At 68.6% G+C, this 12,857-nt stretch carries 14 protein-coding genes; all 14 read right to left on the bottom strand.

Annotation, left to right across the window (positions count from 1 at the left end; genetic code table 11):
- Genes QUG03_RS16900 through QUG03_RS16965 form a run of 14 tightly spaced genes read right to left on the bottom strand, consistent with a single transcriptional unit; the run spans position 1 to position 12,857 of the window.
- Complete coding sequence (locus tag QUG03_RS16900; RefSeq protein ID WP_166451959.1) at positions 1–1,224, bottom strand: beta-ketoacyl synthase N-terminal-like domain-containing protein; 1,224 nt, start codon at positions 1,222–1,224, stop codon at positions 1–3.
- A 2-nt stretch (positions 1,225–1,226) separates the two neighbouring features.
- On the bottom strand, positions 1,227–1,694 hold the full coding sequence (locus tag QUG03_RS16905) for a hypothetical protein (protein ID WP_500820451.1): 468 nt from the start codon (positions 1,692–1,694) through the stop codon (positions 1,227–1,229).
- A gap of 19 nt (positions 1,695–1,713) precedes the next feature.
- A complete protein-coding gene (locus tag QUG03_RS16910; RefSeq protein WP_500820453.1) occupies positions 1,714–2,937 on the bottom strand; it encodes a beta-ketoacyl-ACP synthase in 1,224 nt (407 codons plus the stop codon).
- The gene (locus tag QUG03_RS16915; protein WP_166451956.1) at positions 2,937–3,662 is read right to left on the bottom strand and encodes a 3-ketoacyl-ACP reductase FabG2; all 726 of its coding nucleotides are present in this window, start codon (positions 3,660–3,662) and stop codon (positions 2,937–2,939) included. Before QUG03_RS16915 ends, QUG03_RS16910 begins: the two co-directional genes overlap by 1 nt.
- Positions 3,659–4,117, bottom strand: coding sequence for a hotdog family protein (locus QUG03_RS16920; RefSeq protein ID WP_488906340.1), 459 nt, complete (start codon positions 4,115–4,117; stop codon positions 3,659–3,661). The genes QUG03_RS16915 and QUG03_RS16920 overlap by 4 nt, the downstream gene beginning before the upstream one ends.
- On the bottom strand, positions 4,114–5,295 hold the full coding sequence (locus tag QUG03_RS16925; protein WP_500820454.1) for a beta-ketoacyl-[acyl-carrier-protein] synthase family protein: 1,182 nt from the start codon (positions 5,293–5,295) through the stop codon (positions 4,114–4,116). Before QUG03_RS16925 ends, QUG03_RS16920 begins: the two co-directional genes overlap by 4 nt.
- The gene (locus tag QUG03_RS16930) at positions 5,292–5,843 is read right to left on the bottom strand and encodes a DUF3261 domain-containing protein (protein ID WP_488877947.1); all 552 of its coding nucleotides are present in this window, start codon (positions 5,841–5,843) and stop codon (positions 5,292–5,294) included. Before QUG03_RS16930 ends, QUG03_RS16925 begins: the two co-directional genes overlap by 4 nt.
- Positions 5,837–8,182 carry an MMPL family transporter gene (locus tag QUG03_RS16935; RefSeq protein ID WP_500820455.1) on the bottom strand — a complete coding sequence of 782 codons (2,346 nt, stop codon included), beginning with the start codon at positions 8,180–8,182 and terminating at the stop codon, positions 5,837–5,839. The genes QUG03_RS16930 and QUG03_RS16935 overlap by 7 nt, the downstream gene beginning before the upstream one ends.
- The gene (locus QUG03_RS16940) at positions 8,182–8,811 is read right to left on the bottom strand and encodes a LolA family protein (RefSeq protein ID WP_166451951.1); all 630 of its coding nucleotides are present in this window, start codon (positions 8,809–8,811) and stop codon (positions 8,182–8,184) included. The genes QUG03_RS16935 and QUG03_RS16940 overlap by 1 nt, the downstream gene beginning before the upstream one ends.
- Positions 8,812–8,813: 2 nt before the next feature.
- Entirely contained in the window at positions 8,814–9,260 is a 447-nt protein-coding gene (locus tag QUG03_RS16945) for an acyl-CoA thioesterase (RefSeq protein ID WP_043590872.1), read from the bottom strand.
- Positions 9,260–10,798, bottom strand: coding sequence for an HAL/PAL/TAL family ammonia-lyase (locus tag QUG03_RS16950; protein ID WP_500820471.1), 1,539 nt, complete (start codon positions 10,796–10,798; stop codon positions 9,260–9,262). The genes QUG03_RS16945 and QUG03_RS16950 overlap by 1 nt, the downstream gene beginning before the upstream one ends.
- A gap of 48 nt (positions 10,799–10,846) precedes the next feature.
- Positions 10,847–11,755, bottom strand: a complete 909-nt coding sequence (locus QUG03_RS16955; protein ID WP_500820456.1) for a lysophospholipid acyltransferase family protein — start codon at positions 11,753–11,755, stop codon at positions 10,847–10,849.
- Complete coding sequence (locus QUG03_RS16960; protein ID WP_235087101.1) at positions 11,752–12,501, bottom strand: glycosyltransferase family 2 protein; 750 nt, start codon at positions 12,499–12,501, stop codon at positions 11,752–11,754. Before QUG03_RS16960 ends, QUG03_RS16955 begins: the two co-directional genes overlap by 4 nt.
- On the bottom strand, positions 12,498–12,857 hold the full coding sequence (locus QUG03_RS16965; RefSeq protein ID WP_166451949.1) for a 3-hydroxyacyl-ACP dehydratase FabZ family protein: 360 nt from the start codon (positions 12,855–12,857) through the stop codon (positions 12,498–12,500). The genes QUG03_RS16960 and QUG03_RS16965 overlap by 4 nt, the downstream gene beginning before the upstream one ends.

Raw genomic sequence — 12,857 nt, forward strand, 5'->3', positions numbered from 1 at the left:
TCAAAGCCCCGCGCGGGAGAACACCAGACAGGCGTTGGCTCCGCCGAAACCAAAGCTGTTGCACAGCACGCTGTCCAACTGGGCCGGCCGAGCGTGCCGAACGAACGGCAGGCCGGCCAGGCAATCGTCCAGCTCGCCGTATTGCGGCGAGGCGGCGACAAAGCCATGGCGCATCATCTGCAAGCTGAAGATGGCTTCCATTGCGCCGGCCGCCGCGATCGCGTGGCCGGTCAGGCCCTTGGTGGAGGAGAAGGCGGGCACGGCCTCGGCGCCGAACACGGCCCGGACGGCCTCGATTTCGACGCGGTCCCCTTGCGGCGTGCCGGTGGCGTGGGTATTGATGTAGTCCACCCGTTCCAGACCGGCGTCCGCCAGCGCCAGCCGCATGCAGCGCTCTGCGCCCGCGCCGCTGGGCGCCACCATGCTGTGTCCATCGCTGCAGGCGGCGTAACCGGACAGTTCGGCGATGATGGGGGCTTTGCGCGCCAGCGCGTGTTCCAGCGCCTCCAACACCAGCACGCCCGCGCCGCCGGCGATGACGAAGCCGTCGCGGTCCGCGTGATAAGGACGAGACGCGGTGTCCGGCGTCGACGCGTCGCCGTCGGCCAGCACGCCCATCACGTCGAACAGCACCGCGGATTGCCAGCTCACTTCCTCCGCTCCGCCCGCCAGCATCACATCCTGTTTGCCGAACTGAATCTGTTCGAAAGCGTAGCCGATGGCGTGCGCGGAGGTGGCGCAGGCGGAGGTCACGCCCAGGCTGAGCCCCTGGACGCCCAGATGGGTGGCCAGATTGGCGGATACGGTGTTGCCCATGATCTGCGGCACGTAATAAGGCGTCAGCCGGTGAATGCCGCGGCTGGCCAGAATCGCCATCGCCTCGCTCAGCTTGGCCGTGGAGCCCACACCGGAACCGACGACCAGGCCGGTGCGCGGGTGTTGCAGGACGGAAGCCGGCAGCCGCGCATGGGCAATCGCCTGCTGGGCGGCGTGCCAGCCGTACAGGGCCGCGTCCGCCATGAAGCGTTGCAGCTTGCGCGGCGGCAAGGCGATGTCGTCGCGGCGCGGCGCGCCGGCCGCCCGGCTGTTCATGCCGAGCTCGGCGAAATCCGGCCGCGCGGCGACGCCGCTGCGGCCGTTGCGCAAGGCCGTCAGCGCCGTTGCCTCATCGTTGCCGATGGGGCTGGCCAGACCATAGCCGCTGACGACGACGCGACGCTTCATGTTCAAGGCGCGATCTGGTTGGCCGACGCCTGGATCTCTTGCACCATGATGGAGACCCAGCGGTTGTAGTTGGGGTGGATCAGCACGGTGCCTACCGGCGCTTTTTCCGCGGCGCCGCTATAGTTTTTGTTCTCGCTCTTGGTTTCCACGTTCAGGTTGTTGGCGGACAGGTATTTGACGCTGTAGCGGTCCGCGCCGTAGCTGATGGCCACCTTGGCCTGATGCTTGCCGCGCACGTCCAGGCTGGCCAGCAGCTTGCCTTCGCCGTCGGCCACCACCACCCAGCCCTTGCTGCCGGCGCCGGCGATGATGGCGCGACGCAGCATGTCCGCGGTCATCGGCTTGCCGTCCATGCGCGCCACCAGTTGGTCGGTCACGTCGCGCACCGGCACGCTGGCCGGCGCGGCCTGCACGGAAACGGCGGTCATCGCCAAAAGCAGGGCTGCAATATAAGCGCGTAGTTGACGCATGTTTTCTCTCCTGGCCGCTTTAACCGGCCTGTTTCAAAATCAGGGATGTGTTGATGCCGCCGAAGGCGAAGTTGTTGCTCATCGCGTATTCGACATCGGCCCGGCAGATGGCCCCGGTCAGGTAGTCCAGTTCGCCGCAGGCGGGGTCCACCCGATCCAGGTTCAGCGTGGGCGCCAGCCAGCCTTCACGCAGCATTTCCACCGTCAGCCACACTTCCAGCGCGCCGCAGGCGCCCAGGGTGTGGCCGAAATAGCTTTTCAGCGAGCTGATCGGCGCCCGCCCCAGCACGGCGGCGGTAGCCTGGGTTTCCGCGATGTCGCCGCGGTCGGTGGCGGTGCCGTGGGCGTTGACGTAGCCTATCGCGCCGGCGGACAGGCCGGCGTCGTCCAGCGCCAGCCGCATCGCGCGCGCCATGGTCGGCGCTTCCGGCTGGGTGATGTGGCTGCCGTCGGAATTGGTGCCGAAGCCGCAGATTTCGGCATAGATGGCGGCGCCGCGCGCCAGCGCGTGCTCGCGCTCCTCCAGCACCAGGGTGCAAGCGCCCTCGCCCACCACCAGGCCGTCTCGGTCGCGGTCGAAGGGCCGCGGCGTATGCGCCGGCTCGTCGTTGCGCTGGCTGGTGGCGTACAAGGTGTCGAACACCGCCGCGCCGCCGGCCGACATTTCCTCCGCGCCGCCGGCTATCATCATGTCGCAGCGGCCGAAACGTATGGTTTCGTAGGCGTAGCCCAAGGCCTGGCTGCCGGAAGTACAGGCGCTGGCGGTGGGAATCACCCGGCCGGTCAGGCCGAAGTACAAGCCGATATTGACCGCGGCGGTGTGGCTCATCATCTGGATGTAGCTGGTGGAGGTGACGCCGGCCATGGAGCCGGTGGCCAACATCTGGCCGAAGGCCTGTATCGGCGCCACGCTGCCGGACGAGGAGCCGTAGGCCACGCCCATGCGGCCGTCCTTGATGCAGGGGTCTTGCAGCAGGCCGGCGTCCAGCAGGGCGCGTTCGGTGGCGCACACCGCCATTTGCGCCACTCGTCCCATCGCGCGGGACATCTTGCGCGGATAGTGGGCCGGCAGCGCGAAGTCGTCCACCGGCGCGCCCAGGCGGGTGTTCAAATCCGGAAAGCCGTCCCACTCCGGCATGGCGCGCACGCCGTTGCGGCCGGCCCGGATCTTGGCCGCGATGGCGGGCCAGTCATGGCCCAGGCTGGTGATGCCCGCCATGCCGGTGATCACGACGCGGCGCATCAGACAATGCCTCCGTTCACGCCTATCACCTGGCGGGTGATGTAGGCGGCGCCGTCGGACATCAGGAAGGCCACCAGGGCGGCCACTTCCTCCGGCCGCCCCACCCGGTTCATCGGCACCATTTTCAGGGCCTCGTCCACCGGAGCGCCTTCCAGGATATCGGTGTCGATCAGGCCCGGCGCCACGCAGTTCACCGTGATCTTGCGGCTGGCCAGTTCCACCGCCAGCGCCTTGGTGGCGCCGATCAAGCCCGCCTTGGCCGCGCTGTAATTCACTTGCCCGCGGTTGCCCATCACGCCGGAGACGGAGGACAGGGTGACGACGCGGCCGCCGCTGCGGGCGCGGACCATGGGCATAATCAGCGGATGAGTCACATTGTAGAAACCGGCCAGCGAGGTGTTCACCACCAGGTCCCAGTCTTCGCCCTCCAGCGCCGGGAAGGCGTTGTCGCGGGTCACGCCCGCGTTCAGCACCACGCCCCAGAACGCGCCGTTGGCGGCGATGTCCGCTTCGATGGCCGCGCGCGCGGCCTCGCGGTCGTTGACGTCGAATTGCATCAGCGTCGCCGCCGCGCCCTCCGCGCGGGCGGCCGCTGCCACGGCCTCCGCTTCTTCACGGCGGCTGCGACAGTGGATGGCCACGTCGAAGCCGTCTCTCGCCAGTTGCAAGGCCACTGCCCGGCCTATGCCCCGGCTGGATCCGGTGATCAGGATTCTTTTTTTCATTGTGCGCTGCTTTCCTGCAGAAATAAGGCGAAATCTTCCGGTTCGAACACATTGATGGTGGCCTCGGCCAGCCGGTCTTCGCCGCAGGCGATCTCGCACAGGAAGGACCCCATGCCGGACTCGTCGCGATAGACCGGGCTGGCGGTCACCCGCAGCGGCCGCCCGGCGGCGAACGCCGCGCAGGCCGGCTGGTAACGACGCGTGCCCAACAGCACGCCCTGCTTGACCGGCAGCCCCGCCTGGCGCGCCGTCAGGCCCACCCAGGCGGCCACCGCCTGGGCCATCAGTTCGATGCCGATGTAGGCCGGCATATCGCCGGCGGCGTCCGCGTACCATGCCGCCGCGTCCGGCGTGGCGAGCGCCTCCAGGCCTGCGCTGTCGTAGCGTTGCACCGCCTCCAGCAGCAACATGCCGCCGCGGTGCGGCAAGACTTCGGTGATAGCCGGTAACATCATGCGTGTTCGTTCTCGTCCGTCGCTGTTGCCGCCAGCAACAGCGACACGTTATTGCCGCCAAAGGCGTAAGAGTTGCTCATCACCAGCGGCCGCCCCGCGGGCAGCGCAGCGCCGGCTTGCGTCAGTTTCAGCGCCGGCAGGGCCGGGTCCGCCGCGCCGTCCCAGAAATGCGGCGGCAGCCGGCGCCGGCTGTCGCTCAGCACCAGCCAGCCGAAGCCCAGCTCGGTGGCGCCGGCGGCCCCCAGCAGGTGGCCGACCAAGGGCTTGGTGGAACTGGCCGGCACGCCGTCGGGAAACACCCGCCGCATCGCCAGACTTTCCATTTCATCATTCTTGACGGTGGCCGTACCGTGCAGATTCACGTACCCCACCTGGGCCGCCTCCGCGCCGGCCATTCGCAAGGCCCGTCGCATCGCCTCCTCCGCGCCGCGGCCTTCCGGGTGCGGCGACGACATATGCCAGGCGTCGCTGCTTTCGCCGTAGCCCAGCAAGGCCACCGGGCCCGGCTCGCGGCTGGCGATGAACAAGGCGGCGCCCTCGCCGATATTGATGCCGCGGCGTCGCGCGCTCATCGGCTGGCACAAGACGGGACTGACGGACTCCAGGGCGGCGAAGCCCTGCCGGGTCAGCTGGCACAGGCTGTCCGCCCCGCCGCAAATCACCGCGTCGCACAGCCCTTGCGACAACAAGCGGGCGGCGGCGGCCACCGCCTTGGCGCTGGAAGAGCAAGCGGTGGAGACCACATAGGCGACGCCGTCCAGCCGCAACAGCTCGGCCAGGAACAAAGCCGGGCTGCCCATTTCCTGCTGTGCGTAATCGTAGCGCTCCGGCCGCGCCTGCCCGGCCGCCTCGGCGGCGACCGCCAGCTCCGTCTCCAGGATGCCCGAGGTGCTGGTGCCCAACACCACGCCGATCCGATGACGCCCGTAACGCGCGGCCAGCGCCTCCACGCGAGCGCGCAAGGGCTCCAGCGCAGCCAGGAGCAGCCGGTTGTTGCGGCTGTCGTAGCGGGCCAGCTCCGCCGGGATCTCCGGCAGCGCGCCCGCCACCCGGCCCACCACCGCGCCGGCCTCCTCGCACATGCCGCCGCAGTCGCCGGCCAGCAAGCGCCGGTGGATCTCCGGCAGCTCGCGGCCCAGCGCGTTGATCATCGCCAATTCGTTCAGATAAACCGTCATTGAGCCTCCGCCTCCGGCGCCATCGCCGCCAAGGATTCGATCTCCAGCGTCATGCCCAGTTGCGGCAGCCGGACGCGCCGCCCCTTGGGCGTCGGCGCGTCGATCAGCAGGGTTTGATCGCCGTTCATCAGCCGACGCTGGCCGTCCGCCGCGTGCAGCCACCAGGCGGGCGCACGGCCGAAGCCGTCCAGAACGGCGGCCTCGGGCAGGTGCAGCCATTGCGCCAGGGCCAGCATCGCCGGCCCCTGGTCGCTGACCCGGCGGCCGAACGGCGAGCTCGCGCTCCAGCGTCGGCCATCCCAGCCGGCGCTCAGCAAGGGCTGGCCCAGCGGCGACAAGGCCGCCAGCGACAGCCGCTGCCCATCGGCCTCCAGCTGCAGCAAGGACAGTTCGCGAAAACCGCTGCCGCTCGCCGTCACCAACTGGCTGGCGTTATAAGTCTCGGCGGGTTGCCGCAGACAGTAGGCCGGGGTTTGCGGCAGGCGGACGCAATGGCCTCCGCCGGCGCAAGCGGCGAGCAAGAACAGCAGGGGCAGCAGTTTCAACATGACTCGGCCCTTCCCGCGTCCCCGGTCTTGAACAGGGTCACCATAGGCGCCAGCAGCACCGCCAGGCCCACGCCGATCAATTGAGTCAAACCGAAGCTGCTGACCGCGGGGGTGGCGCTCGCGGCCAACAAGCCGAAGGACAGCAAGGTGGTCAAGGCCGACAGCCCCACCGCCAGCAACGCCGCCTGCTGATGATGACGGCGGCCCTCCTCCACGAAGATCGCGTAGTCCACGCCCACGCCCAGCACCATCAGGAAGCCGAGCACGACGAAAAGATTGGCGCTCACGCCCAGCCAGCCCAGCGCGCCCAGGGTGAACAGCACCGCCAGGCTGACCGGAGCGGCCAAGAGCAGCGCGCGCCGCCAGCCGTAACGGCGCTGCATCAGCGCCACGATGGCCAGCAGCGACAACGCGAACATCAGCGTGGAGGCCTCGCGGAACTGGCGGAACAGTTCGGACACGCTGGCGGCCTTGTCCACCAGCGTGACGCCGTCCAGCCCTTGGGCCGCTTGCCGCAAAGCGTCCAGCTTGCGGAAATCGCCCGGCATCACCGCCATGCGCCAGACGCCGTCGTGCCGTCCCAGCCACAGGTGGCGCAGCGGCGCGGCCAGCGGCTGAGCCAGCAGCGTTTCCGCCGTCAAGGACGGCCCCGGCCGCGCCAGGCCGGCCAGATAGCCGCCGGCGATCTCGTCGCGCACGCCCGCGTCCTGCAGCACTTGCCGGCCGGCGCGTCGCATCGCGTCTTGCAGCAGCGCGTGGTCGGCCTGTTGCCGCTCCGGCGGCGGCAGCAAGCTGGACAAGGATTGATAGCCTTGCAGCTGGCCGGCGCTCACCAAGGCGTCTAGGCGGCCGTCCAACTGCCGGCCCAGGCGCAGCAAGGCGGCTTCGCTGGGTGCTTCCAGCAGGAAGAACTGGCGGCTATTGCCCTGCCCCGCCAGCTCTCGAATCAAGTGTTCCTGCGCCAGCAACTCAGCCGAGGGCCGAATCAACTGATGCACATCGTCGTCCGCCTGCAATCGGGCCAGCCCCGGCAGCGACAGCGCGCCCAGCGCCAGCAAGAGCGCGGCCAGGCGGCGGCCGCGCATGAATTGGCAGTAACGGCCGAAAGCGCGGCCTATCGGCGGCAGAATGCCCCGCGCCGACGCCGGCGCGGCCTGACGCACAAAGCAAGGCACGCACCACAGCACGGTCAGATAGGCGCCGACCAGGCCGGCGCTGGAGAAGAAGGCGATCTGGCGCAGCCCCGGAAACGGCAGCAGAGCCAGTGCGCCGTAGCCCAGCAAGGTGGTCAGCAGCCCCATGCGGATGGCCGGATGAATGGCGGCCAGCGCTCGCTCCACGTCCCAATCCGGCCCGTCTTGCAACTGGCTGGCGAACAGATGGGTCGAGTAGTCTATCGCCACGCCGATCAGGCTGGCGCCCATCACCAGGGTCAGCAAGTGCAACTGGCCGTACACCGCCAGGGTGGCGGCCACTGCCGTCAGCGTGCCCGCGGCGATCACCGCGCCGGACAAGGCCAGATGGCGCAGCCGGCGGAACACCAGCAACATCAGGCCGATGACGGCCGCCATCGACACGCTGCCTATCCTGTTCATTTCCGCTTCGGCGCCGCCGCGCGCCTCGCCGGCGAACAGCACCGCGCCGGTGGCGGCCAGCTGGCCGCCGCCGGCGTCCGCCAGCGTGCGCAGTTCCGCCACTTCGCGGCTCAGGACTTGCTGCAGCGCCGGATCGTAAGCGTCGCCGTTCAAGGGCGCGCTCAGCAAGCGCCAGGACACGCCGTCTCGCTCCGTCGCCAGCCAGCCGTCCTTGATCTGCAACGACGACTTGGCCATAGGCAGCGCGGCCAACACATTGCCGAACAGGCCGAAGGGATCCTCCGCCAGCGGCAGGCCGAAAGCGCCCTGTCCCGGCAGGCCCAAGCGGCGCAGCAACAGGGTTTCCAGATACGCTTGCGGGTTTTGCCGCAGCCCCTCGCGGTCGGCGTCGGTCAACAGGCCGTGGCGGTAAGGGGCGTAAGGCCGCAACAGGCGCGCCGGGTCAAGGTCGCCGATTTTCCCTTGCACCGAGCGCAAGACCGGCAGGACGCGCAGCCGGGCGGCCGCCTGTTCCGCCAGGCGGCTGGCCTGGGCCGGATCGCGATGCCCCACCATCACCACCAGGCGCTCGCCCGCCTTGGCCGCCAGTTGCGTCAAGGCGCGCTCCACCTCGGGTTGGCGCGCGTCGTCCGGCAGCATCGCCAGCATATTGGTCTGCACCGGCAAGGGCCGCCCCAGATAGGGCAGCAGCGAGGCCAGGCATAGCAGCATCAGCGCCAGCCAGCCATAAAAGCGCTTGCGCATCAACGCCCTCCCAGCAAGCGGCTTTCCTCGGCGCTCAGCGGGCTTTGCGCATCAATCCGGCTGAAGCGGATCTGCGTGCTGTCGCCGCCGGGCTCGGTCAGCGACACGCGTTCCAGCTGCGCGGCGCCGGCAAGCTCCACCGCGCCCAGGCCTTTTTGCAAAGGCCCCGGCTTGGGCTTCAGCAACAGGGTCCAGGCGGCGGGACTGCCCTTAGCCTCCACCGCGAAGTGCTGTTGCAGCAAATTCCTGTCCCCGGCCAGCAAGCCGCGGAACAAGCCTTCCACCGAGCCGATGCCGGGGATGTCGCGGCTGGCCCGCTCGCGGCGGCTGCCGTCGGGCAGCAGTTCGCTCACGCCCTTGGGCGTCATCACATAGCCCAGTTGATACGGTTTGACGATGGACCAGATCACGCCGTTTTCACGCGACAACACCATGCGTCCGGACAACTGCAGCGGCTTTTTCAAGGCGGCCATCTGCCGGCTCTGCGCGAAATCCGCGTGCAAGACCGAGTTCGCCGCCAGCTTTCTGGAAATCTGGCTCAGCAAATCCTCGGCCTGCGCCAGCGGCGCAAGCCCAGCCAGCAAGAGCGCCAGCAAGCCGCCTGCGCGGCGCGTCCACGGTTTCAACATCGTCATTCCTCGCATGGGATGCCCAGTTTGTTCCACAACACCGCCGGCGTGACGAACTGCAGCGCCATGTCGTCGGCCAGGTCCAAGGCCACTTGCACGGTGTGGCCCTGAGTCAGTTTTTCGCCGCTGAGGGCGTCGCGCAGTTGGTAAACCACCTTGAGGCGGTTTTCGTATTCCGTCAGTTGCGCGCGCGCGATCACCCGCTGACCGTAGCGGGCCGGGCGCACGTATTTCAGATAGCACTCGGTCACCGGCCAGGCGTAGCCGGAATCGCGCATCTGCGGGTAGTCGTAGTCGAAGCTGCGCAGCAGCGCGGTGCGCGCCAGTTCGAAGTACTTCACGTAATGACCGTGCCAGGCCACGTGCAGCACGTCCACGTCGTGGAAGGGAATCTCGATTTCGATCTCCGCCGCCGGCAAGGACGCGGCCGCTTTAAGGTCCGCCGTCATCAATACAAGCTCCAGGCGCGTTGCTGAATCCGCTCTATCGCCAGGCGCAGTTCGCCGTCCTGACGGCGGTCCTCGTCCAGGAAGGGGGACAGCGTCTCCAGTTCGGCCACGAAATCGCCCAGCGCCGGCGGCAGCCGGCTGATATCCAGTTCGCCGGATTGCCGCCGCAAGCGCACGCCCTGCGCCGCCGCCAGCGTCAGGCAGGCCGCCACTTGTTCGGTCAGCTGCAACACGCGCAGCGCGTCGCGGGCGGCGATGGTGCCCATGCTGACCTTGTCCTGGTTGTGGCATTCGGTGGAGCGGGAGAACACCGAGGCCGGCATGGTCAGCTTCAAGGCTTCCGCCGCGCAGGCCGAGGCGGTGATCTGCACCGCCTTGAAGCCGTGGTTGATCGCGGCCCGTTCGCCGCGCGATCCGGACAGATTCTGCGGCAGGCCGTGGTTGTAGCGGGTGTCCACCAGCAGCGCCAGTTGCCGGTCCATCAGGTCGGCCAGATTGGCCACCGCGTTCTTCATGCCGTCCATGGCGAAAGCGATATGGCCGCCGTAGAAATGGCCGCCGTGCAACACCCGCTCCAGGTCCGGATCGATGATGGGGTTGTCGTTGGCGCTGTTCAGTTCGTTCTCGATGTCGCGGCGCAGCCAGGGCAAGGCGTCGCGCAGCACGCCGATGACGTGCGGCGCGCAACGGATGGAGTAACGGTCTTGCAGGCGGATCTGTTCGCGCGCTTCGCCGCCGTCGTCCAGATCGGCGTAGATCCAGGCGGCCACCTGGTTCTGGCCTTCATGCGGCTTGACCGCGAACAGCTCCGGCGCGAAATGGCCGCGATTGCCTTTCAAGGCCAGGCAGGACAGCGCGGTCAGCCGCGCGCTCAGCCGGGTCAGGTATTCGGCGCGGGCGAAGGCCAGGCAGGCCAGGCCGGTCATCACCGCCGTGCCGTTCATCAAGGCCAGCCCTTCTTTCGGCGCCAGCGTCAACGGCGGCAGGTCCAGTTCGGCCAACACCGCCGCCGCCGGCCGCACTTGGCCCCGGTAGCGCGCTTCGCGCTCGCCGCACAAGACGGCGGCCACATAGGACAGCGGCGTCAAATCGCCGCTGGCGCCCACCGAGCCCTCGGCCGGAATCAGCGGCAGCACATCGTGCCGCAGCAAGGCGGCCAGTCTTTGCAGCAATAGCCAGCGTACGCCGGACACGCCCTGGGACAGGGAGTTGAGCCGGGCCAGCAGCACCGCGCGCGTGGACGCTTCGTCCAGGTAGTCGCCCAGGCCGCAGCCGTGGTAGCGCGTCAGATGCAGCGGCAGCTCCGCCACCAGCGCGGCGGGAATCGTCACCGTGCAGTTGTCGCCGTAACCGGTGTTGACGCCGTAGACTTCGCCGCCCTCGGCCAGCAGGCCGGCCAGGAAGGCGGCGCCGCGTTCGATGCGTTCCGGAAACGCGCCTCCGGCCAACTCCACTTGCACTTGTCCCTGCGCCGCCGCGCACACGTCTTCAATCGTCAAACGTCCGGCGCCCACGCTGAGCGCCTCCTTGCTCTTCATCACTACGGACTCTTTCTCGCCGCGCCACGCGGCAGCTGTCGCTTCCGGCTAAGCGCGCCAGAAATCGTAAAAATTGAACCATTGCAGCGGCGAGCGCCGCGCATGCCAGGCCAGGCGATCGGCGTAACGCTGAATCGTCCACCGCAGGGCCTCGCCGCGCTCGCGGCGCGGCAGGCGGAGCCGTTCCTCGAACGGCTCCAGCGTAATGTGGTAACGCCGCTGCCGTTTGAGGCAGAACAGCAAATAGACCGGACACTCCAGCAGGCTGGCCAGAATCCACGGCCCTTCCGCGAAGGCGGCGGAGCCGCCCAGGAACTCGGCGCGCTGCACTCGTCCGTTGTCGCTGGCCGGGGTGCGGTCGCCGACGATCACCACCCACTCGCCGTTGTCTATCTTGTCCTTGAGCAGGATGGCGGTGTCCACGCCCATGTCCTGCACCTGGATCAGGTTGACGGCGTAGTCGCCGCTGGCCGCCGCCAGCAAACGGGAAAACCGCGCGGCGTGCCGGGTGTAGACCACGGCGTTGACCCGGCGCGCGCCGGCCGCGTGTCCCAGCGCCCGGCACATTTCCAGATTGCCCAGGTGCGAGCCCACCAGCAGCGCCCCGCGCCCGCTCGCCAACAGCGCCCGCATATCGTCGCTGCCCGGCGCCGCCACCGCCTCCGGCGGCAGGCCTCCGGCCCAGGCCGCCATTTTGTCGGCGGCGGCTTCGGCGAAGCTGTAGAGATGGCGGTAGACGTCCAGCGCGCGAACGGGCGACGGATCGCCGTCGGCGGCGCGCGCGCGCCGCAGAAAATCCCTTGAGGCAACGCGCGCGGCGCGGCCGGTGAGAAAGAAATAGGCGACGATGGGATAGAGCAGCAGCCGCACCGAGCGCGCGCCCAGCAGGCGGTAGAAGCCCAGCAGGATTTTCATGCCCAGCAGCGAGCCGCGCTCCGCGGTGGCCGCCCAGCTCATGCGCGCGCCTCGCGCCAGCGACGGCGCAGCAAGCGCGGCGCGCGCGGCAGCATGCCCAAGGCCAGCCGGGTGTGCATCAGGCTGATGCGGGCATTGTCGCGCAGGGCGTCGAAATGGGAGAGGCCGCCGCTCGGATACGTCACCCTGGTCGGCAGGTTGAGCACCGGCGCGCCGGCCCAATGCAGACGCACGATGATCTCGATGTCGAAATCCATCCGCCGCGGAATGCGGGTTCGCCGCAGCAAAGCCTCCGTCGCCGCCAACGGGTAGCAGCGGAAGCCGCACATGGAATCGGCGATATCGAAGGACAGCGTTTCAATCCAGACCCAGAAATGGGTCAGATAGCGGCCGTATAGACGAGCTTTGGGCACGCTGGCGTCGTACAAGGGACGGCCGGCGATCACCGCGTCGGGCCGCTCCGCCGCCCGCGCCAAAAAACGCGGCACGTCGCTCAACGCGTGCTGACCGTCCGCGTCCACTTGCAAAGCGTGGCTGTAGCCTTCTCGGTAGGCCAGCCGCATCGCATGCATGACCGCGGCGCCCTTGCCGCCGTTGCGCGGCAAACGCAGCAGACGCACCCAGGGCTCCGCGCGCGCCAGCGCCTCCAGCGTCTGCCGGGTGGCTTCCTCGCTGCCGTCGTCCACCACCCAGGCAGGCACGCCGTAAGGCCGCAGCCGCTCCAAGACTCCGCCCATGGTGGAGCCGTGGTTGTAGCAGGGAATGATCAGACAGGGACGGAAGCTCATTGCGCTTGCATCCGCAGCCGGCCGGAAGACATTTTCCGGCCCGCCACTTCATAGACGAAATTCAGGCGGCCATTGGCCGCGTCCAGTTGCAACACCAGTTCCAAGGCGTCGCCCGGTCGGACGATGCCGGTGAATTTGATCTGATCCATGCCGGCGAAAACGCCGGCGCTGCCCAGGGTCCGGGCGGCGATGCGCGCCGCCCAATGCAGCTGCACCACGCCGGGCAGTACCGGGAAGCCGGGAAAATGGCCGTCAAAGCAGGCCGCGTCCGCCGCCAGCGGGATGGACACGCGGCAGGCGTCCTCCGTCTGTTCCAACACGGAATAAGGGGGCGTGAAAGCCTGCGAGGGGGTCAT

This window comes from Chromobacterium sp. CCUG 30098 (genome assembly GCF_059916605.1).

Bases quoted from the DNA above. Each gene is read 5' to 3' on its own strand.
- QUG03_RS16950 (WP_500820471.1), bottom strand. From the start codon at position 10,798: ATGAAGAGCAAGGAGGCGCTCAGCGTGGGCGCCGGACGTTTGACGATT.
- QUG03_RS16945 (WP_043590872.1), bottom strand. From the start codon at position 9,260: ATGACGGCGGACCTTAAAGCGGCCGCGTCCTTGCCGGCGGCGGAGATC.
- QUG03_RS16935 (WP_500820455.1), bottom strand. From the start codon at position 8,182: ATGCGCAAGCGCTTTTATGGCTGGCTGGCGCTGATGCTGCTATGCCTG.
- QUG03_RS16900 (WP_166451959.1), bottom strand. From the start codon at position 1,224: ATGAAGCGTCGCGTCGTCGTCAGCGGCTATGGTCTGGCCAGCCCCATC.
- QUG03_RS16955 (WP_500820456.1), bottom strand. From the start codon at position 11,755: ATGAGCTGGGCGGCCACCGCGGAGCGCGGCTCGCTGCTGGGCATGAAA.
- QUG03_RS16960 (WP_235087101.1), bottom strand. From the start codon at position 12,501: ATGAGCTTCCGTCCCTGTCTGATCATTCCCTGCTACAACCACGGCTCC.
- QUG03_RS16905 (WP_500820451.1), bottom strand. From the start codon at position 1,694: ATGCGTCAACTACGCGCTTATATTGCAGCCCTGCTTTTGGCGATGACC.
- QUG03_RS16920 (WP_488906340.1), bottom strand. From the start codon at position 4,117: ATGATGTTACCGGCTATCACCGAAGTCTTGCCGCACCGCGGCGGCATG.
- QUG03_RS16910 (WP_500820453.1), bottom strand. From the start codon at position 2,937: ATGCGCCGCGTCGTGATCACCGGCATGGCGGGCATCACCAGCCTGGGC.
- QUG03_RS16965 (WP_166451949.1), bottom strand. From the start codon at position 12,857: ATGACCCCCTCGCAGGCTTTCACGCCCCCTTATTCCGTGTTGGAACAG.
- QUG03_RS16930 (WP_488877947.1), bottom strand. From the start codon at position 5,843: ATGTTGAAACTGCTGCCCCTGCTGTTCTTGCTCGCCGCTTGCGCCGGC.
- QUG03_RS16940 (WP_166451951.1), bottom strand. From the start codon at position 8,811: ATGTTGAAACCGTGGACGCGCCGCGCAGGCGGCTTGCTGGCGCTCTTG.
- QUG03_RS16925 (WP_500820454.1), bottom strand. From the start codon at position 5,295: ATGACGGTTTATCTGAACGAATTGGCGATGATCAACGCGCTGGGCCGC.
- QUG03_RS16915 (WP_166451956.1), bottom strand. From the start codon at position 3,662: ATGAAAAAAAGAATCCTGATCACCGGATCCAGCCGGGGCATAGGCCGG.